The organism is Larkinella terrae, assembly GCF_009668025.1.
In the GTDB taxonomy this organism is placed as follows: domain Bacteria; phylum Bacteroidota; class Bacteroidia; order Cytophagales; family Spirosomataceae; genus Larkinella; species Larkinella terrae.
The window spans coordinates 425,422-445,369 of the sequence record NZ_WJXZ01000009.1 but is presented as its reverse complement, the minus strand read 5'-3'; the positions used below and the strand labels follow the sequence as shown (position 1 = coordinate 445,369).

The 19,948-nt window shown below is 49.6% G+C and carries 17 protein-coding genes; 11 read left to right on the top strand and 6 right to left on the bottom strand.

Features of this window, described 5'->3' with window-relative positions; translation table 11 throughout:
* Positions 1–51: 51 nt before the first annotated feature.
* Positions 52–438, bottom strand: a complete 387-nt coding sequence (locus GJJ30_RS16380) for a hypothetical protein (RefSeq protein ID WP_154176238.1) — start codon at positions 436–438, stop codon at positions 52–54.
* Between the two features lie 674 nt (positions 439–1,112).
* Between GJJ30_RS16380 and GJJ30_RS16375 the strand changes: the two genes are divergently transcribed.
* Complete coding sequence (locus tag GJJ30_RS16375) at positions 1,113–1,682, top strand: DJ-1/PfpI family protein (protein WP_154176237.1); 570 nt, start codon at positions 1,113–1,115, stop codon at positions 1,680–1,682.
* 202 nt (positions 1,683–1,884) lie between these two features.
* On the opposite strand, the gene GJJ30_RS16365 is transcribed toward GJJ30_RS16375, so the two are convergent.
* Positions 1,885–2,169, bottom strand: a complete 285-nt coding sequence (locus GJJ30_RS16365; protein ID WP_154176236.1) for a hypothetical protein — start codon at positions 2,167–2,169, stop codon at positions 1,885–1,887.
* A 301-nt stretch (positions 2,170–2,470) separates the two neighbouring features.
* On the opposite strand from GJJ30_RS16365, the gene GJJ30_RS16360 reads away from it, so the two are divergent.
* Both GJJ30_RS16360 and GJJ30_RS16355 read left to right on the top strand, forming a co-directional pair.
* Positions 2,471–2,689: a hypothetical protein gene (locus GJJ30_RS16360; RefSeq protein ID WP_154176235.1), complete on the top strand. Its 219-nt coding sequence runs from the start codon at positions 2,471–2,473 to the stop codon at positions 2,687–2,689.
* Between the two features lie 184 nt (positions 2,690–2,873).
* Positions 2,874–3,548 carry a DUF2461 domain-containing protein gene (locus tag GJJ30_RS16355; RefSeq protein ID WP_154176234.1) on the top strand — a complete coding sequence of 225 codons (675 nt, stop codon included), beginning with the start codon at positions 2,874–2,876 and terminating at the stop codon, positions 3,546–3,548.
* A 118-nt stretch (positions 3,549–3,666) separates the two neighbouring features.
* Here the strand turns inward: GJJ30_RS16355 and GJJ30_RS16350 are convergent, their stop codons facing one another.
* Together GJJ30_RS16350 and GJJ30_RS16345 are read right to left on the bottom strand one after the other, a co-directional pair.
* Positions 3,667–4,071, bottom strand: a complete 405-nt coding sequence (locus GJJ30_RS16350; protein ID WP_154176233.1) for a VOC family protein — start codon at positions 4,069–4,071, stop codon at positions 3,667–3,669.
* A 411-nt stretch (positions 4,072–4,482) separates the two neighbouring features.
* Positions 4,483–5,787, bottom strand: a complete 1,305-nt coding sequence (locus tag GJJ30_RS16345; protein ID WP_154176232.1) for a serine hydrolase domain-containing protein — start codon at positions 5,785–5,787, stop codon at positions 4,483–4,485.
* 357 nt (positions 5,788–6,144) lie between these two features.
* Here GJJ30_RS16345 and GJJ30_RS16340 point away from each other — a divergent pair, with 357 nt between their 5' ends.
* Together GJJ30_RS16340 and GJJ30_RS16335 are read left to right on the top strand one after the other, a co-directional pair.
* Positions 6,145–6,699, top strand: coding sequence for an alpha/beta hydrolase (locus GJJ30_RS16340; RefSeq protein ID WP_154176231.1), 555 nt, complete (start codon positions 6,145–6,147; stop codon positions 6,697–6,699).
* 192 nt (positions 6,700–6,891) lie between these two features.
* Entirely contained in the window at positions 6,892–7,407 is a 516-nt protein-coding gene (locus GJJ30_RS16335; protein ID WP_154176230.1) for a dihydrofolate reductase family protein, read from the top strand.
* A 182-nt stretch (positions 7,408–7,589) separates the two neighbouring features.
* On the opposite strand, the gene GJJ30_RS16330 is transcribed toward GJJ30_RS16335, so the two are convergent.
* Together GJJ30_RS16330 and GJJ30_RS16325 are read right to left on the bottom strand one after the other, a co-directional pair.
* Positions 7,590–7,976: a hypothetical protein gene (locus GJJ30_RS16330; RefSeq protein WP_154176229.1), complete on the bottom strand. Its 387-nt coding sequence runs from the start codon at positions 7,974–7,976 to the stop codon at positions 7,590–7,592.
* Positions 7,977–8,059: 83 nt separating this feature from the next.
* The gene (locus tag GJJ30_RS16325; RefSeq protein ID WP_154176228.1) at positions 8,060–8,398 is read right to left on the bottom strand and encodes a hypothetical protein; all 339 of its coding nucleotides are present in this window, start codon (positions 8,396–8,398) and stop codon (positions 8,060–8,062) included.
* A gap of 809 nt (positions 8,399–9,207) precedes the next feature.
* Between GJJ30_RS16325 and GJJ30_RS16320 the strand changes: the two genes are divergently transcribed.
* From GJJ30_RS16320 to GJJ30_RS16295, 6 genes are all read left to right on the top strand, one after another.
* Positions 9,208–9,789 (top strand): RNA polymerase sigma factor, encoded by a 582-nt coding sequence (locus tag GJJ30_RS16320; RefSeq protein ID WP_154176227.1) that lies wholly within the window; start codon positions 9,208–9,210, stop codon positions 9,787–9,789.
* Positions 9,790–9,862: 73 nt separating this feature from the next.
* On the top strand, positions 9,863–10,933 hold the full coding sequence (locus GJJ30_RS16315; RefSeq protein ID WP_154176226.1) for a FecR family protein: 1,071 nt from the start codon (positions 9,863–9,865) through the stop codon (positions 10,931–10,933).
* A gap of 185 nt (positions 10,934–11,118) precedes the next feature.
* Complete coding sequence (locus GJJ30_RS16310; RefSeq protein ID WP_229313172.1) at positions 11,119–14,625, top strand: TonB-dependent receptor; 3,507 nt, start codon at positions 11,119–11,121, stop codon at positions 14,623–14,625.
* 14 nt (positions 14,626–14,639) lie between these two features.
* Positions 14,640–16,454, top strand: a complete 1,815-nt coding sequence (locus GJJ30_RS16305; RefSeq protein ID WP_154176225.1) for a RagB/SusD family nutrient uptake outer membrane protein — start codon at positions 14,640–14,642, stop codon at positions 16,452–16,454.
* 224 nt (positions 16,455–16,678) lie between these two features.
* Complete coding sequence (locus GJJ30_RS16300; protein WP_229313170.1) at positions 16,679–18,295, top strand: glycoside hydrolase family 43 protein; 1,617 nt, start codon at positions 16,679–16,681, stop codon at positions 18,293–18,295.
* 78 nt (positions 18,296–18,373) lie between these two features.
* Positions 18,374–19,909 carry a glycoside hydrolase family 43 protein gene (locus GJJ30_RS16295; protein ID WP_438821604.1) on the top strand — a complete coding sequence of 512 codons (1,536 nt, stop codon included), beginning with the start codon at positions 18,374–18,376 and terminating at the stop codon, positions 19,907–19,909.
* Positions 19,910–19,948: the final 39 nt, after the last annotated feature.

The window sequence follows — 19,948 nt, the reverse complement described above, 5'->3', positions numbered from 1 at the left end:
ATGGCCTGAACCGGGTTAAGCAAGACCACAGTTAACGCACCATGTTCCTGGCTATTCAGGTTGTTTCGAACTGGGCGTATAGGTAAGGCGGAGCATTTTAACTTTTGTCGGTTGCTGGGTGTAGGGATTCAGGTCCGTCACGTATTCCAGTTGAGCCAGGCAACTGCGGGATTCGTGCCGGAATCTTGACGGATCGATCATTTTAAATCCGGTCTGAATCAGCCTATTTTTCAGCGTATCGGCCACCCAATTTTGTTGCATCATGGGATAACTCATGATCAGGTCACAGGCATTTTTGTTATCCTGGCGAAAGCGTAAAAAATGAGTGATATACAAATCGACCCGCTTACGGTTCGACTCCGGAGGACTGTAGGAAAGGGTCGTCGCATCACCCATCGGCGATGATTGCTCCTCATACCGGATTTGGTCTCTGCTCAATTGGGTTTGAACTTCTTTCAATGTCCGGCCCAAAAACTGTTCCTGAGCCCAACAAGAATCCCAGGTAAGAAAAAAACCAGCCATCATGAATAGTAACACTCTCATATTCTGCAGATTACTCTTCACAATATTGCTTCCAAAACAAAAAATCGCCCATATTACTCTGCAAGTCTCTAATGCTAAAATGCTAAGCAGGGATTCATCAAAGGCTTTTGTTTTCATTGCAGTGTATTACTGACGACCAACTAACCGCCCGGTTTTATCCGTAAAAGTAGCGACTGGAAATGGATGTTTCCTTCATACGCCATTGTGCCTGCGGGCATTCCAGAAAAAAAGAAAGCCAGACGACCGAAGTCACCTGGCTCTTGTTACCGCTTAATGGGTGGTTATTTTTTCAATCAGGTACCTTTCACAGTATCCCCACGCATCAGCGATTTATAAATACATAACGGGCAATACCGGAAAGTTGTTTAAAATTTTGGTGAAAAAATTTTCTGAATTTCGTCCACCGGCCTTAATTCCATCAATTGGCCGGTTTTTGAGCTCTTCTTATCGGATTACAATTGATATTGAATGGCTGTTCCAATTTAGGGTCTAATTATTCTCGGCGGGTTAATGGCTTAAACCAGATGAAAATGGCTACCTTAACACGCCTGTTTTAAATTCCTGAGTCCATGAATCGCAAAATTTTGATCGTCACCGGCGATGGTGGCGAAAGTTACGAAACCCTCTATGCCGTCCACCGCTTTCAGGAAGAAGGCGACCTGACGGTGATTGCCGCCCCCAGCAAACGCCGATTGAACCTGGTGATGCATGATTTTGAACCCGGTTGGGACACCTACATCGAGCGACCCGGTTATTGTCTGGCTTCAGACCTCACTATTGGCGAGGTAGTCGTAGACGACTATGAGGCCATTTTGCTGCTGGGTGGCCGCGCACCCGAATACCTGCGCAATCATGCCGGACTGTTGGAAGTGGTCCGTGAGTTTGACCGACAAGGCAAATGGGTCTTTGCCATCTGCCACGGCATCCAGATTCTGGTCACGGCCGGATTAGCCAATAACCGCACGCTAACGGCGTATGAGCATGTGCGCGCCGAAATTGAGATGGGTGGGGGTACGTATTCAACCCAGCAGGCCGTCCGCGACCGTAATATAGTAACGGCCCAGACCTGGCAATCACATCCCGAATTTTATCGGGAAGTCTTTGCCTGTCTCAAAAAAGCGGAACTCGTTGAAGAATGAAGCCGGATGGGGTTCTGCTCCGCCAATCGGCGGGGCTTCGTGCTGTTTGGCCAAATCCGTAAGCTGCGCCAGCATCTCCCGGACATCGGAGAGCCGGTAAGTTGCATTTTTGAAAACATTTGGTCACCGGGCGCTTATCCACGCTCATATTCAGCGGGATAATCAGCTGTGGGGCATTTTGCAGCCTCTTTTCACCGTTATTTTACTCGGTTGATGCCGACAGTAATCGCTGGTATTCCAATTCAATCGTCTTTAGCTGCTTCGAAATGCTGATACCATCAAAGACTTCAACGGGTAAATGCGTCCGGCTTCCTTTCTCATCCAGTAGAAAGGCGTACAGGAGTTCGTGTCCTGAGCCAATGTATTGGTTCAAAATATCCAGGAGAACTTCAATGTCAAAGGCAATCACACTGAGTTCGAGTAGTTCTTGCTTAGGGGTAATGACGGAATAATAGAGATACATCAGGGCATTTACTAGCTGGAGCAATTCGCTTTTTCGAAGGTAGGTTTTCTTGTTATAACTTATTGATTGTCAGAAATTTTTAACTGACTCTTAACTGAGATTAAGATTGGATGAAGGGCGAATGGCCACATAAACTATCTTGTTAACCCTTCTTCAACGATTGCCAAATAGCGGGTCATTTTTAAAATAAATCCCCCAGTTCTGACTGTCCAGGTTTTTACTGTAAGTTTAAACCCGGTTGTAAGTTTCCTGAAAATAACTCCAGATTGCGGGCGTTGCTAATAAATTACATCATCAAAATTGATACATGCCCATGCAATCACATATGACAAATGCCCTGCTGAAGACGATCCTTCCATTGGTGTGTCAAACCGCGGCTTCCCAACAAGTTATCTTGTCCAACCAGGTTCGATTGCTTTCGTTGCTAACCAACAGTGATTACAGCGCAATCATGCAAGAGCAGCAGCAATTGATTGAAAAACATGGAGAGAAATTAATGGAAATGGCGCTTCTGGAGGTTCGCAAATTAACGGATGAGATTTAATGGGAGTCAGCGGGCTCTCTACAGTAAACCCAAAACCGCCTTAAACGTTACAAGTGGCAAAAATGATTTCCGGAAGGGCCAATTGTTGTGTTGCCGCCCATCCTAAATTCACTGCAAAAGTTGATTGACTGGTAGGGCGACTCCTTCAATTATCCTTAGCTTTACCGCACCGACTGACAATCTTATGCTCAAGCCCGAAACCATTAGGTTCCTTTCTTCCCTCAGAAGCAATAACAATAAGCAGTGGTTTGATCAAAACCGACCAGCTTACGAAGCCGCCCGCGCCGATTTTCTAAGCCTGGTTGAACGAACGCTAGTCGGCCTCGAACAGACCGACCGGGAAATAGCTGCCTCACAACTGCAACCAAAATCATGCGTATTCCGCATTAACCGTGATGTTCGTTTCTCCACCGACAAATCTCCATACAAAACCAATTTTGGAGCGTGGTTTAATGCCGGTGGTAAAAACAGCCGATCAGCGGGCTATTACCTGAATGTTGAGCCCGGAAACGCGTTTGTGGCTGGCGGTATGTATATGCCCGACACGGACGTTCTGGCCGCCATTCGCCAGGAAATTGATTATAATCTGCCCGCTTTTGAGAGTATTCTGACACAACCCGCGTTCCGTTCCTATTTCAGTGGCCTAAACCGGGAAACCGCCCTGCAGCGACCGCCCAAGGGGTATGACGTGAACAATCCGGGCATTGAATACTTAAAGCTCAAAAGCTTTACCGTCAGCCATTCTATTCCAGATTCCATGTTGACGACGCCAGGCCTGTCCACCACGGTGCAGGCGGCTTTTGCCAGCCTGCAGCCTTTGGTGAAATATCTGAACCGGTCTTTGCCTCAATCTGACTAATGCGTTGAATTGCGTTGGTCGCGTTCTGAATGTTCAAACACAGCCTCAACGACACCATTGATATTAATCGGTATTCAACCATCAAAAGGTCATGAATCGGAGCACGAGAGATGATATCCTAGTCATCAAATTTTTTAAGTGCTTCCGGGCTAACCGGGGTGAAGAAATTCACCAGATTGCCATCCGGATCCCGGAACAGTAACGAACGATTTCCCCAGGGCATGGTGGTCGGTTTCTGGATGATCGTGTCGCCAAGGATGTCGGCCAGCCTTTGATACACTTCGTCCACATCCTGAACACGGAATTCGATAATCGCGGAGTAATTACTGGCCGCCCTGGCTACGTCGTCACCTCCAAAGAGTTGCAAGGTGCGTGTGCTGCCGATGGCCAGCGTGGCTAAGGGGGTATGTAATTCAGCGAAATCTTCCGTATACTGCCTTACCGGCAGGCCCGTAACCTGCTCATAAAAACGAACCAGGGGCTTGATATCCGCAGTAATAATTCGAACGGAGACAAAATTCATAGCGTATTAGCGTTTGAGTTGAGTCGGCAAAGTAAACGACGTCCGCTGACAACAGTATGTCAGCAGAGCCTGGCGAATACCGTTACTCTAACACTAACTTATTTGCGGCATTCAATCCTATCCATAAAGCGAGTGTTTGTGAGGTTAAAACCGGTCTAACTCGCGATCATCTTCCCCGTCAGTCTTTGAAGACATTGAGGCTTTCATTTTGTAACTGGCGGTTCTGTAAAAACCATTATTTTCAAATCTTATTCAGCCGCGATCAGCGTTTGTGGGGCGGCAACCAATACTATTTGAGAAATACATCCAGGCGTTTACCTGAATTGTAATCGCTGAGGAAAGATCGATTGATTGGTAAACAATTTTACGGGTTGTCAATATATTTTTTGGCTAACGAATTCAGCTTATTCATCAATCGTTGATTGCCTGATAAACCAGCGGTTTAAAAGCTTTATCGGTATTCGTTACGTACGGTCCCCACATTTGCCGGTAAATTAAAACCAGCATATCTTCTTTAGGATCAACCCAATAGGAGGTTGAAAAGACGCCACCCCAGGAATACGTGCCCACCTGACTGGGCGTGAACGGACTCCCCTTTTCAGAAATGACTAAAAACCCAAACCCGAATTTATTATCGCGGGCATGCTCACCAACGTTGGGGTTCAGGTCGCCAATCTGATTCATGGTCATTAGCCGCACCGTATTGCGAGACAACAGCCGCACGCCATTATATTCTCCACCATTTAACAGCATCTGGAGAAAAACCGCATAGTCATAAATGGTAGTCGACAAACCACCTCCTCCAGAAAAATAATCGTGTTTTTGGATGGGGTAGTTCATGTTGAGCGCTCCGCCAAAAACCGCACTCTGCTTCTGGATTCGCCCGGTCGAATCACCGAGAAAAAAATTGACCAGCCTGGTCGCCTTTTCGGGTGGCACGTTAAAATACGTATCTTTCATTCCAAGGGGCTGACAGATCCGCTTCAGAAAATAATCCTCCAATGTCAGACCAGACCACTTTTCAACCAGATACCCTAACACATCCGTACTCAACCCATACTTCCATTGTTCCCCGGGTTGAAAAAAGAGTGGCTGACTGCCCAGCCGCGTCATGGCGTCGGAAAGGGTTTGATCCTTTACACCAACTCCTCCGGTTAAATTGCCTTTCGCGTAAATGGCGTTTTCTGCCGGGGAACCAATCGCCGGGTAACCCAGGCCCGATGTATGAGTCAGCAGATCGCGAATGGTGACGGGTCGTTTTGCCGGAACGGTCGTGTACGTAGTATCTTTTTGATTGAAGGTCGCCAGCACTTTTTGATTGGCAAAAGAGGGAATGAACCTGGAAACCGGATCTTCCAGCGAAAATTTACCTTCCTCCCACAGCATCATGGCGGCAACCGTCGTGAGTGCTTTGGTTTGCGAGGCAACCCGAAAGATGCCGCTTTTGCTGAGAGGTGTCTTGGTCGCTGGATCATTGTACCCGTGCGCTTTGTAGAAAACAATTTTGCCATGGCGGGCAATCAGGACAACGGAACCGTTCACCCATTTCTGTTGGACCCAGCGATGCATTCCCGAATCCAATCGAGCCAGTCGGGATGCCGAAAAACCGCCTGCTTCCGGAGCCGCTTCTGTCAGGATTTTTGCCTGGGCCCGGGCCGCGCCTGATAACATGACGGATGAAAATAAACTAAGCAGTACGATTCGGTAGCGGTTCATAGGAGGAATTGTCAAAAAAGAGATAACTATAGACACGCGTCAATCACTACCAGCGTAGGAGCGATCCTATCGTAGATCCTGCCAACATCTGATGCGAAATGTAACACTTTTTCAAGTTCACCGAATGAAGACTTTTCAGAATTTGGAAAGGGAGAAAGGCATGCAATCAGGTCGGAATTCCGGCTTTCGGACACTGTCTTTTTTCAACTCCCAAAAGAGTTTCACCCTGAGGCCGGTTATTGACTCAGAAAATGGTTAAAAAGTCGCAAACTACCCTTCTTTTTGACGTAAATGCACCTGCCGTAACCTGAGCGTTTGCGTTAATTTTACCCGACACAAATCTGAAACTCAACGTTCATGACCAGGACCAACAAACAGGTGCTTTTTATTCAGGGAGGGGGAGATAAACAAGATTATGAAGCTGATAAACAGCTAGTTGATTCGTTACAGGCCGGTTTAGGGAAAGCCTATAGCCTGCACTATCCGCGCTTACCGACTGAGTCTACCCCCGACTTTGGTCGAATGAAGCAGATTGGCCGGGAAATTTCCCGGATGGCTGGCGGGCTGATTCTGGTGGGACACTCTTTAGGCGCTTCCATGTTGCTGAAATATTGTTCTGAAAATGAAGTCAGGAAAGAGGTGTCGGCCCTTTTTCTAATTTCTACGCCGTTCTGGAGCGGTGATGAAGATTGGAAAGATGGATTTAAACTGCGTGAAGATTTTGCTGAAACATTGCCCAAAAACGTTTCCATTTTTTTTTACCATTGCCGGGATGATGAGGAGGTGCCGTTTGACCACCTGGCTATGTATAAACAGCAGATTCCCTGGGCCACTTTCCGCGAAATCGACAACGGTGGCCATCAACTGAATAACGATCTCCGGATTGTTGCGAACGATATCCTTTCGGTGTGAACTTCTACGGGAAAGTGTACAGGATTGAAACCCACTTTTAGGGAAGCCAGTCTTCCATTGCTTTCAGCTGTGGAAAACCGGTTATTGTCGAAATAGGAAAATCAGGCTGCTGTTGACCGTCAGCCAAGGAAGGAAAACGGTTATTAAAGAGACAGTCTTAATGACAGATGTAAAAAACTAACCACTAAAAAAATGAAAATCAGCGTATATATAGCGGTTTCGACAAACGGCTTTATCTCTAACTCACGAAACGTTCCCGACTGGTTGTCGGAAGAATACGGGCAGGGACTTTATGCAATCTGCCAACAAGGTAATGCCGTTATCATGGGTAAGACCACCTATGATATTCTGGCACCGGATTATCTTCCCCTGAAAGAGCAGGGCACAACGGTTGTCCTGACCACTGACCAACAGGCCAAAACCGCTAACTCAACCGTCGTTTTCACCCAGGTGACTCCCGCTGAAATAGTCCGGATGCTTACGGACAGAGGACACACCGAAGCGGTTATCATTGGAGGGGCAATGACAATGAGTAACTTTTTCGAGGCAGGACTCGTGGATGAGATTTATTTTGTCTTCGAGCCCGTCCTTTTTGGAAATGGCTTGTCCCTGCTAAAAGGAGTGGAGACTGATTTTAAGCTAAATCTGCTGGATATTAAAAAAATCAATAACAACTCCGTTCAACTGCATTATTCGGTACAAAAATAAGAGAAAGGAAATCAGGACTTATTAGTACCACGAATTCGCTTTTTGATCCTGCTGAGCGATTGAATTTTAGGGCGCTACATGGCTTATTCACAGTTTTGATTTCCGCCCAGCTTGTTTGTGTATCAATCGGATTGGCTAACATTACCTTGTTAACTCGTGTAATCACTTTTGGGGCTGTAACCTCAAAAACAGCCGCAATAACAAGACATGGTGGCACGCCCGGGCTTTAATCGATGTACCTTGGACTGTGAACCGACAGTATAGCTCAGGATAAGCGTTGGATCTTTGGAAGTCAGTTCACCGGTTATTTCGATGGGAATGGAGGCATACTCAACTCCATTGAAGGAATAGTACCTTCCGCTCACCTTAAAGGAACCCTTTGGGGCCTTGTCGATCAATGGAAAGACGGCATAGGCGCAACACATACCGCTTAAACGGTATTCGCCTTGATTAGTGGCTAATTCGACGCAGCCTTCTGACCAGGTGTCGGTTGGAAAAACGTCGGTTTGGGACTGACAGCCGGAAACGATCAGTACCGTAATCCACCAGAAAGCTTTCAGTTTTTTCATAAAAGAGACATTTCCCAAATGACCCTGAAAGCGAAAAACCGGTTGGAATGAACGATAGAATGTTTGCGATCTTCGTTCCTTCGCTAAGCCAGGTGCTCCGGCACTTCCAGGTTATTCGTTTTGGCCACGTTTTCAGAAACCGTCATCAGGCAGTCAATGATGATTCGAATCATTTCATCGGTCATCGTTCCAATCTCAGACTTGGGGAAAAACAGCGTCGTGACCTCATCCGGGCCAATTTTTATGTCGAGGCTAAAGACCTGGCCGTAATAGGAGAGGTCCGCAAACAGGAAATTCTTGAAATAAAAAGACTGATGAACCAGCCAGTTGATTTGTTCCAACTCAAGTTGGTCCCAGACCAGGCGAACGGAATGATCTAACAGGCGATACTTTTCAGGAGCAGGCAATGGTTGGTACTTCATAGTTTGGCAGGTTGGTTCTGCAAATTTCCGAAATCCGGCCTTCAATACCTGAAATTATTTTATGTTCATGCCAACCCGTTTGCTTACAGGCTGTTGTCAAGGCAGATATCATACCGGACTTTCTCTTTTAGCATCAAACCGATAAACCGGGGTCTGGGAGCGGCAAAACCAAAGAGATACCCGAAACCATGTACAGTTAGTAAGTCAGCACCCAAAGAACCACCAGGGAACTGATACGTTTTAAATTTTATCTCCAATTAATTGAAATTTTCCCGGAACAACTTCCCGGTATAATTCTATTATTTTTTCAGATAAGAAAAATTTTTGAAATTTTTCTTAGTTGTCTTATTGACAATTAAAAAATAAGCGTCAAATTTACAATTATTAAAAAGTGTCAGAATGACACAATCGTTCGGGGCCTGCCTGCTTAAAATTTCACGACAGGCCACAGATTTTATCATGGCATAACCAACCTACATCCTATGATAACTATTGCCTTAAGGGATAATATGTACTTTAAAGAGAGTGAGTCCTTCGGTTTCGAATTTCCTAAATCCAGGAAAACGCTGGCATTTCAATGGTATAACCCCGATCTGATCATCGGTGGAAGAACTTTGAAAGAGCAGTTTCGATCCTCGTTCAGCCCTTGGCCGGCAAACATTCAGCGGAGTGTAAGAGACTTTCGCAGCTTCATCGTGGAAACGATCAGTCGGTGAGTTCTGGATTACCTTCTGCCGCGTTCAGGCGGAAGGTCATTCAGTCTAGCAATTCGTATTACGCTTTTATCCGTTTACAATCCACCAAGTTCTATGGCTTTTCAGGTTCACGACCACGCGTTATGGCGCTCCTTTCGTGAAGGAGAAAAAAAGGCATTGGGTCAATTGGTTGAACGCTACTATCGCTCGCTGAAGCACTATGGGTTAAAATTCAGGGTGGATGAAGCCGTGGTGGAGGACGCTATTCAGGAGCTTTTCCTGCAACTCTGGCAAAACCGCCTGCAAATCAATGAAACCGAGTCGGTTAAACATTATTTATTAAAAGCCCTCCGGCACCACATCCTGCAGCATGTTCGGGTGCAGAAACGGCTGGCTTTTGAAGAACTGGATTGGGATACTACCATTCTGGAAGATGTTGATTCCGAAACAGTATTGATTCATCAGGAATCGTTCGCTAGCCTGACCAAAACCATACAGGCCCAGTTGGCTGCCTTACCAGCCCGCGAACGGGAAGCCTTATATCTTCGCTACTACGAGAATTTGTCCATTCCCGAGATTGCCGAAACGATGCAAGTTAATCGGCAATCTGTTTCTAATTTTCTGCAAAAGGCACTCACCAAGCTACGTACCCGGTGGCTGGTCCCACTGGCCTACCTGAGTTGTATTATTTTTTAAAAAAATTTCCTTTCAGAAGGGTATCGTTGGGTGCATTCTTCATACTATCAATACTATTAAGCGAAAAGTACCAATGGAGCTTCCGGATGAAACTCTTTCGAGCGTTGACGATTTCCTGGGAAATCAGGCTTTCCGGATCTGGGTCACGGAACGACGACCGGAAGATCAAGTCCTTTGGCAAACCTGGTTAGCGCTGCATCCCGAACGGAGAGAAATCTATGAGGAAGCCGTGGCGACCTTTTGGGTGATCCAGGGAAAAAGGGTTGACGTTACGCAGAAAGAAATACGGGAAAAAACCGCCGAAATTCTGGATCAACTGCCTGCTTCTCCCGCGCGCAGGCTCCAAATTCCCAGGGTGTGGGGGCAATGGCTGTCGGCAGCAGCCGTCGTAGGTCTGCTGGTTTGGTGGCAGTTCGGCAAAACCATTTTTCTGCCAGCTACGATAAACCGAACCGTCGAAGAGCAAGCAACGCGGGCAGTAAGCTGGAAACTGGTGAAGAATACAACCAATCAGAGCAGGGTCGTTTTCCTGCCGGATCATTCATCGGTCTTGCTGTCGTCAGGGAGTCAATTGCGGTTTCGGAAACAGATGGACGCAGGATTGCGGGAAGTTTATCTGGAAGGAGAAGGCTTTTTTGAAGTAACTAAAAATCCGGACCGGCCGTTCGTTGTCTACACCCACAATCTGACTACCAAGGTATTGGGAACCAGTTTCCTGGTGCGTTCATTCGATCAGGAGAAAACCGCATTTGTCAAAGTGAAAACGGGCAAAGTAATGGTTATGACTGCTAAAGCACCGGAAAAACCGGTTTTGCTGACGGTGAATGAAGAACTTAACATTAGTGGACATTCCAGACAAGTCGTGAAGCGGAAAAACCTGTTGGCCGAAGAACCCGCATTCTTCCCTGTCGCGCAACACTATGCGTTTAATTATAAACCGGTAACGGAAATTTTTGATCAACTGGAAGCGGGTTACCACATGCCGATTCAATATGAACGGGACTCATTAAAGAATTGCACGTTCACCGGCCAACTGAATGACGTCCCTTTTCTTGAAAAAGTCCGGTTGATCTGTCTGACCATTGAGTCAACCTATGAACTGGTCGACAACCGGATAATTATACACAGCCGGAGCTGTGATTAATCGAATTTCCATTCTTAACCATCCTAATCCTATGATCGAAAAAATGTTCTCTTTCCTCCTCTAAACGGGTATTTATCCGACCTCATTCCGTTTTACGGCCCTATTTATCGTAGGCACACTTTCCCCTTCCAACCGGGGGCTGGGAATTATTTTGCAATTTTTTGAAGACAAAAACGCCAACACCAATGCACTATTTTATAACCAATCGCAGCGTTTGGATCCGGATGATGAAAATTTCGAGTTTACAAATCCTGCTTGCGCTCACCCTGATGAACATCAGCTTTGCGTTTGATGGTAAAGCTCAGGAACTGCTGAACCGGCGCATCAGTCTTTCGATTCAAAATCAGGACGTGGAGACCACCATTAAGCAGATTGAAGAGCAGGCTAATGTTCAGTTTCTGTTTAGCCGCGAAATCATTCAATCCCGGCGGAAAGTTACGTATCAAGTTAAAAATGAGCAGCTTCATACCGTTCTGGAGCAGATTTTGACTCCGCTCAACCTCAGCTATGAGGTTGTCAATCAGCAGATTGTGCTCAAACGAATGGCTTCACCGGCCACCCTTTCCCCCAGTAAGGCGTCCAGCGAAGTGATGACCGATCAGGCTCAGGATGTGCAGATTACGGGTCGTGTCACGGGTGATAACGGGGAAGGCCTACCGGGCGTGACGATTCAGATCAAGTCGGCGACCCGGGGAACCACCACCGACGGCAATGGGGATTATCGGCTTTCGGTGCCAGCGGGCAACGGAACGGTTCTCGTTTTCTCGTTCATCGGCTATACCACAAAAGAAGTAATCGTTGGAAATCAGACGGTTATTAATGTCGCACTGGCTGTGGATAATAAAACGCTGGAAGAGGTCGTGGTCGTGGGATATGGGGTCCAACGGAAACGGGATGTAACGGGATCGGTCGTTTCGGTCAATGAAGCCACTTTGAAAGAGGTTCCGGCACCGAACCTGGTGAATCAGTTAAAGGGCCGGGCGGCCGGAGTTTCCGTCATTAGCAACGGCTCCACGCCGGGTTCTCAGGGGCAAATCCGGATCCGGGGAAACCGCACACTGACCACGAGTTCCGGATCGAGTGACGGGCTGGACGGCCCGCTGGTCGTGGTCGATGGAATACCCTATGGCGGACTCAATGACATTAACCCCGACGATATTGCGAACCTCGAAATTCTGAAAGATGCATCCGCTACGGCCATTTATGGGTCGCGTGGATCGGGGGGCGTTATTCTGGTAACGACCAAACGGGGTAAAATCGGAAAACCGGTTTTTAGCTACGACGGCTACCACGGAGTGACCAACATCATGGGCAAATTTAACGTCATGAACGGACCGGAATACGCCCGGTTTAAAGACGATGCGACCAAATACAACCGCACCAGCCCCGGCACGACCGCTTATCCGCTGACCCAGAAAGAAAAAGATGCCCTGGCTGCCGGTATTTCGACCGACTGGCAGGATTTACTGTACAAGCCCGGGTTCAACACCAACCACCAGCTGAGCATGGTCGGCGGGGTTGAGAACACGCAGTATTCGCTGGGCCTGGGTTATTTCAATGAAACCGGTATTATTCCCAGTCAAAAGTTCGAACGGTACACCGTCCGGGCAACGGTCGACCAGCGCATCGGCAAGCACATCAAGATTGGGTTGAATACCCTGAACACCCTGACTTATACGAATACGCCGGGTGGTGGCGGTGTTCCGGGGGGGCTCGTACGGCAAACACCCCTGGCCGCGCCTTACAATGCCGACGGTTCGGTCAACCTGTTCCCGGCGGAAGGCTCCATCGATGCCGCTGGGGTCAGCCCTCTGACGATCATCACCAAAAAGGATTCGTACCTGGGGCGCACCCGGGCCTTACGAACGTTTAATAGCATCTATGCGGAGGTAGCTATTTTGCCCGGGCTGCGGTATCGGATGAATGCCGGGTTGAACTTCAGCCAGTCGAACTACAATGGATACAATGGCCCTCTGACTTATTTTAACAGTGCGACGGTTCAGTCGTCCTCTAACGCCGAAATCAGCAATACCGAATACTGGGATATCAACCTCCAGCACCTGCTGTACTATGACAAGACCTTTGGAAAGCATAAAATAGGTGTGACGGGGCTGTATGAAATTACGAAAAATCACTCGCTGGGCAGCCGGTTTACCATAACCGGGGTTCCGGCCGATTACATCAAGACGTCTAATTTCTCGCTGGCGTCCGGAACACCGGTTGCCAACTCGGACTTCGGCAACTCATTTTCCGAAACCGGTCTACTTTCCTATATGGGTCGGGTAAATTACAGTTACAATGACCGCTACCTGTTGACCCTGACGCTGAGACGGGATGGTTCTTCAACTTTATCACCTGGTAATCAGTATTTTAATTATCCAGCGATTGGGGCCGGGTGGAATGTCATCGAAGAAGGCTTTATGAAAAGTGCTTCATTCATTTCGAACCTGAAATTACGGGGTAGCTGGGGGCTGTCCGGTAATCGAAACGTTGGAGCCTACGCAACGCTGGGGGCATTGTCGGCCGGATATTACAATTTCGGTACAGGTACAGCCGGTCAGCAGCTGGCGTATACGGTTACCAGTCTGCCGGCCACCGGTCTGGGTTGGCAATCGACCTCCCAACTGGATCTCGGGATTGACTTTGGCTTCCTGAATAACCGCATTACGGGGTCGGTCGATTGGTATCACCAGCAAACGAAAAACATTCTGCTGTCCGTTCCGCTGCCGCCGAGCAACGGGGCCGGTTCGACCCTGAAAAACCTGGGACGGACGGAAGGCAAGGGGCTCGAAACCGCGCTGACGTTTGATATTTTCAGAAGCTCGAAAGGCTTCAACTGGAGTGCCGACGTCACCTATTTCTTTAACCGGGAGAAAATCACCCAGCTCACCACGCCGACCGAACTCTCCAACTTAGGGGCAGGCTGGTTTGTGGGTCAACCGTTGTCGGTCATTTTTGACTACAAAAAAATAGGCATCTGGCAGACATCGGATAAAGAAAATGGAACCCTGGCCAAACAGACTTCCCCGGCACAGTTCCCCGGTCAGATCCGGGTCGAAGACCTGAATGGCGATGGGAAAATTGACGCGGCCGACCGGCAGATTCTGGGCAATTTCCAGCCAAAGTGGGAGGGAGGCATCACCAACCGGTTCAGCTTCAGAGATTTTGATCTGTCGATCGTCACCTTTGCCCGGATGGGAATGAAAGTGATCGTACCGTATCTCACGGGTAATTCCACCGGTTCGGGCGGTTTTGCTTTCTACAACCAGGGCCGGGTAAATCAGGTGAAAACCGATTACTGGACCGAAACGAACCCGACCAATGCGTTTCCGGCGCCGGATGCCGGAAGTGCGGTTGCATATTTTGGCTCAACGCTGGGCTACTACGACGGGTCGTTCATTAAAGTCAGAAGCATCAACCTGGGGTATACGTTTTCCAATCAGTTGATCCGGAAAGTCGGCATGAACTCGGCCCGGGTGTATTTCAACGCCACCAACCCGCTGATTCTTTATTCGCCTTTGGTGAAACAGAATCTGGCCGTCGATCCGGAGGGGAACAGCTACGCCAGTGGCCAGTCGACGCTGAATCCGCAGGGAGCCAGCGAACGCGGAACGCCGGAGCGTCAGATCGCCGTAAACCTGAACAACCCGCCCGTACGGCAATTCACGCTTGGGGTCAATTTTAAATTCTAATCAGGGATAGAACGATGAAAACAATAAAAGTCTGGTCCATCATTGGCCTTACCGCGTTGCTCAACACGGGCTGCGAAAAAATACTGGAGGAGAAACCCCAATCCCAGATTGTTCCTTCCTACTTCAATAGTCCGTCCGGTGTATTGGGCGGTATTGCCGGGGTCTACAACGACATCCGGGGGCAGTGGGGCACGGAAGGGTTCACCGTGGAGATGCAGGCCGGAACCGATGAGTTTTTGCAGGGAGCCAGCAGCGGTGGCGTTCCGCCTTATACGTATAACGGATTGAACAGCAGTAACTTCGGCTCGGCCTGGGGTGTTGCCTTTCAGGATATCAATACGCTGAACGGCGTCCTCAAATACGGCCAGACGACCGATCTGCCGGAGGCAACCCGCAAGCAGTACCTGGCCCAGGCGAAATTTCTGCGGGCGTTCTGGTACTTTTACCTGGTCCAGACCTGGGGTGATGTGCCCCTCAGCACTGAATTTATTACGGTACCTTCCCAGGCCGCTGCCCGTCAACCGGCGGCTCAGGTATATGAGCTGATCATCAAGGATTTGACGGAGGCCGCTGCCGATTTGCCTAACGTGCCTACCGCACCATTTTTGGGGAAAGCCGCCACAAAACCGGTGGCACAACTGCTGCTGGCTAAAGCCTACCTGACCCGGGGCTGGCTTACCAATACGGCGGCTGATTTTGCGCAGTCGGCTGCGATTTGTGCGGATATTATCGCCAATAAAGCCGCCTACGGGCTGGATCTGTGGCAGGATTTTGGCGACGCATTTGTACCGGCAAACGATTACGGCAAAGAAACCATGTTTGTCAGCGATCACATGCTTGACCCGAAATATGGCTATTATGCCGTGGGTGCTGCCGCCGGTGGGGGTGCCGCTCAAAATCTGACTCCCTGGTTTACCAACTGGAATTATCCGAATAACAGCGGTATCAATTCCTTCAAAAGCGCTGCGGGAGCCTACGTGAACAGCGGAACCTCGTTGATGATCCGGGATTCGCAATACGGACGACCCTATACCCGGATGCGCCCGAATAGCTACAAATGGCCGTCTGGTGCCAATGCCGGTAAGAATTACTTTCTGGATCAGGCATTTACCAATCGGACGGTCGATTCCCGGTTTATCAATTCATTCTACACGGTTTATATTTCCAACACGGCGGTTACCAATACGGCTACAGCCGCCAACAATAGCCGGGGAATCAGTTATACCACCGTCGTGGGGGCAGATACCGCCGTTTGGTTACCCGACTTTGAGGTAGCTGGCGCACCCCAGTTCATTGGTACAAGGCCTTTTAAAGGGCTGGTAGTCCCGCCCAGCTTGTGGGATAACGGTATTTTTCCGGCCCTGAAAAAATTCATGGACCCCAGTCGGGGAGCCAACTTCAACGATCCATCGACCCGGCCCTGTGTGCTGTACCGATTTGCGGACGTCTATTTAACAGGTGCTGAAGCTTATCTGAAAGCGGGCGATGCCACCAAGGCGGCTGCCCTGCTGAATACGGTTCGGCAACGGGCGGCTTTCCGGAAAACCAATACGGCAGCTCAAAATGCAGCTGCCGTAACGGCCATGACCATTACCCCGGCTGATGTAACCGTAGACTTTATCCTGGATGAACGCACCCGCGAACTCTTTGGCGAATGGCAACGGTGGCACGATCTGGTTCGGACCCGTTCGCTGGTGCGACGCGTAAAAGCCTGGAATCCAGAAGCGGCACCCTATATTCAGGATTATCACATGCTGCGGCCCATTCCGCAGGCGCAAATTGACCGGGTCGTGGAAGGACCTAAATTTCCGCAGAATCCGGGTTATTAAGTAAGTAAAATGGTAGATGCTAGGTGAAATCGTAGTGTAAAATGTAAGGAAATTTTCATTCTCCTACATTTTTGATTTAAATCCTGAACATTCCGGCCTGGACCGGAAAAGTATAAATATTGGTGAGCCGGTAAATGATTGACTGTAACCGAATGATGAACATGATAAAACGTTTTTGCGCGGCCGTATTAACGGCATTTTGTTTCATTCTGAGTAACTCCGCCATGGCTCAGACGACGCTGGTCAACCCGATCCTGACCGGTTTTTATCCTGACCCGAGCATCGTAAAGGTAGGGGCGGATTATTACCTCGTTAATTCCACATTTTCGTATTTTCCCGGCATCCCGGTTTTTCACAGCCAGGATTTGAAGAACTGGAAACAGATCGGGAACGTCATCGACCGGCCTTCCCAGATGGATTTCATGGGCGAAAAGCTGACTCGGGGCCTGTTTGCTCCGGCCATCAGTTATTACAAAGGCACGTACTACCTGACCTGCACTGACATCGATCACGACGGCAATTTTGTCGTAACGGCGAAAAATCCGGCCGGTCCCTGGAGCGATCCGGTGAAGATTCCGTCGGTCCGGGGCATCGATCCGTCGATTTATTTTGACGCGGAAACCGACAAAGCCTACATCCTTTACAACAGCGACGCCCCCGACCGAAAACCGCTGTACGCGGGTCACCGGACCATTCGGATGTATGAGTTTGATTACCGGAATCTGAAAGTGGCTGGGGAAGAAAAACAGTTGGTAAACGGCGGAGTGGACCTCAGCAAAAAACCGGTGTGGATTGAAGCGCCCCACATTATGAAACGAAATGGCTGGTATTACCTCTACGCGGCCGAAGGCGGAACCTCAGTCAACCATTCGGAGGTGGTGCTGCGAAGTAAGGATGTTTGGGGGCCGTATGTGCCTTTTGAGGGCAATCCGATCCTGACCCAGCGCGAATTACCCGCCGACCGAAAAGACGCCATTACATCGGCGGGTCACGCCCAGTTTGTCGATGGACCCGATGGTAAAATGTATTGCATTTTTCTGGCCGTCCGGCCCTATGAAGGCGATTTTTACAACACCGGCCGGGAAACGTTCATTGCGCCCGTCACCTGGCAAGACGACTGGCCGATGATCGAGCACGGCGAGAAAGCGATTTCGTACCGCTACCCGGTTTCGTACAAGGAAGTGAAACTCAAGGGCGCGCTGCCGCAGTCGGGCAACTTTGCCTACACGCTGACCTTCGACAAAGAACTGGACCCGACGCTGCTGTTTATGCGGACGCTGGATAAAAGCTGGTATTCGCTTTCGAAGAAACAGGGACTGACGCTGAAACTCAAGCCCGAAACCGTTATGGACCCGGGCAATCCGGCCTTCATCGGAAAACGGCAGCAGCACCTGTTCAGCACCGCCGAAACCGAGCTGGCATTTTCGCCCCAATCAGAAAAAGAAAAAGCCGGTTTGATCATTCTTCAGGATGAAGACCACTTCTACTGGCTGTGCCATTCACAAGCTCAAGGGAAGGACGTGCTGCAACTCTTTCAAAGCAAGCCGCGATCGAAAGAGATGGAACTGCTGACCGAAGTGCCGATGACAACCAAAACCGGGAAGGTGGGGCTGCGCATCAGTTCGCAGGGAGACACCTACAGCTTTCATGTTTCGACCGATGCCAAAACCTGGAACTTGCTGAAAGACAAGGTTGACGCCAAATTTTTGAGCACCAAAGTTGCGGGTGGGTTTATCGGGTGCCTGTACGGATTGTACGCGACCTCGTCCGGGCAGCAATCGGCCAACACGGCATCGTTCCAATACCTGAAATACGCGGGAAATGACCCGATGTACAAATAATTGTGTGTATTAGTGATTGTGTGAGTGAATAAGGATAAAATGAAAAGGCAGTTTCTTCTGGCGGTTTTAGTCACAATAATGCTGCTGGGTACGGTTTTGGGGCTGAACGCCCAGACCGCCCGGAATCCGATTCTCTTTGCCGACGTGCCGGATCTGGCGATGATCCGGGTGGGTAAAACCTATTACATGAGCAGCACGACCATGCACCTGAGTCCGGGACTGCCGATTATGAAATCGAGCGATCTGGTCAACTGGAAGTTAGTAAATTACGCCTACGACACGCTTGCGAGTGTCGATGCGCTGAACCTGACGAATGGCAAAAGCAGCTACGGCAGGGGTTCGTGGGCCAGTAGCCTGCGGTATCACAACGGCACGTACTATGCAACCACTTTTGCCCAAACGACGGGTAAAACGTACATCTATAGCACCAAAAATATTGAAAAAGGGCCGTGGAAAGCGACGTCGTTCAAACCCGCCTACCACGATCACAGCCTGTTTTTTGATGATGATGGCCGGGTGTACCTGATTTATGGAGGAGGCAAAATCCGGCTGGTCGAGCTGACGGCGGATGCGTCGGGCGTCAAACCGGGGACGACCGAGCAGGTGCTCATCGAAAATGCCAGCACGCCTTCGGGCACGAACGGCGGTTTACCCGCCGAAGGTTCGCAGCTCTTTAAAGTGAACGGAACGTATTATCTTTTCAACATCACCTGGCCCAAAGGCGGGATGCGGACGGTGGTGATCCACCGGGCCGACCGGATCACGGGGCCGTGGGAAGGCCGCGTCGCACTCCAGGATTTGGGGGTGGCGCAGGGCGGTTTGATCGATACGCCGGACGGGAAATGGTATGCTTACCTGTTCCGGGATTTTGGCGGGGTCGGGCGCATTCCGTACCTGGTTCCGGTGACCTGGGCAGACGGCTGGCCGGTGCTGGGAATCAACGGCAAAGTACCCGAAACGCTCGATCTGCCCGCCAGCAAAGGCCTGATTCCGAGCTTGGTAGCTTCCGACGAATTTACCCGAAAAACCGGTGACCGGGCCTTGCCGCTCGTGTGGCAGTGGAACCACAATCCTGACAACAGCTTCTGGTCCGTTCGCGATCGGAAGGGCTTTTTGCGGCTGAAAACCGGTCGCGTCGATACCTCATTCGTGCTGGCCCGCAACACCCTGACGCAGCGAACCATCGGCCCGGAATGTTCGGGTTCGACGGCGATCGACGTCTCCAACCTGAAGGATGGGGATTTCGCCGGGTTGAGCCTGTTGCAGAAAAACTACGGGCTGGTGGGCGTCAAACGGGAGAACGGCCAGACTTTCATCGTTATGGTGAGTGCCGCTTCCGGAAAACCGGTGGAGGTCGAGCGCGTTTCGCTGAAGCAAAAAAACGTCTACCTGAAAGCCGAGTGCAACTTCACCAACCGGGCCGACATCGCGCAATTCTATTACAGCCTGGTCGGAAAAGCGTGGCAGTCCATCGGCGAGCCATTGAAGATGCCGTACACCATTCCGCATTTTATGGGATACCGGTTCGGGCTGTTTGCCTACGCCACCGCGAACCCGGGCGGGTATGCCGACTTTGATTTTTTCCGTGTGACGGATTCGCTTACAAAAAAATAAAGCTTCATTCTGCTTCGAGACTTCAAAACCAGGATAAAT

Coding starts and splice junctions, on each gene's coding strand:
- GJJ30_RS16375 (WP_154176237.1), top strand. CDS start 1,113: ATGAATCGCAAAATTTTGATCGTCACCGGCGATGGTGGCGAAAGTTAC.
- GJJ30_RS16360 (WP_154176235.1), top strand. CDS start 2,471: ATGACAAATGCCCTGCTGAAGACGATCCTTCCATTGGTGTGTCAAACC.
- GJJ30_RS16355 (WP_154176234.1), top strand. CDS start 2,874: ATGCTCAAGCCCGAAACCATTAGGTTCCTTTCTTCCCTCAGAAGCAAT.
- GJJ30_RS16350 (WP_154176233.1), bottom strand. CDS start 4,071: ATGAATTTTGTCTCCGTTCGAATTATTACTGCGGATATCAAGCCCCTG.
- GJJ30_RS16345 (WP_154176232.1), bottom strand. CDS start 5,787: ATGAACCGCTACCGAATCGTACTGCTTAGTTTATTTTCATCCGTCATG.
- GJJ30_RS16340 (WP_154176231.1), top strand. CDS start 6,145: ATGACCAGGACCAACAAACAGGTGCTTTTTATTCAGGGAGGGGGAGAT.
- GJJ30_RS16335 (WP_154176230.1), top strand. CDS start 6,892: ATGAAAATCAGCGTATATATAGCGGTTTCGACAAACGGCTTTATCTCT.
- GJJ30_RS16330 (WP_154176229.1), bottom strand. CDS start 7,976: ATGAAAAAACTGAAAGCTTTCTGGTGGATTACGGTACTGATCGTTTCC.
- GJJ30_RS16325 (WP_154176228.1), bottom strand. CDS start 8,398: ATGAAGTACCAACCATTGCCTGCTCCTGAAAAGTATCGCCTGTTAGAT.
- GJJ30_RS16320 (WP_154176227.1), top strand. CDS start 9,208: ATGGCTTTTCAGGTTCACGACCACGCGTTATGGCGCTCCTTTCGTGAA.
- GJJ30_RS16315 (WP_154176226.1), top strand. CDS start 9,863: ATGGAGCTTCCGGATGAAACTCTTTCGAGCGTTGACGATTTCCTGGGA.
- GJJ30_RS16310 (WP_229313172.1), top strand. CDS start 11,119: ATGCACTATTTTATAACCAATCGCAGCGTTTGGATCCGGATGATGAAA.
- GJJ30_RS16305 (WP_154176225.1), top strand. CDS start 14,640: ATGAAAACAATAAAAGTCTGGTCCATCATTGGCCTTACCGCGTTGCTC.
- GJJ30_RS16300 (WP_229313170.1), top strand. CDS start 16,679: ATGGCTCAGACGACGCTGGTCAACCCGATCCTGACCGGTTTTTATCCT.
- GJJ30_RS16295 (WP_438821604.1), top strand. CDS start 18,374: ATGCTGCTGGGTACGGTTTTGGGGCTGAACGCCCAGACCGCCCGGAAT.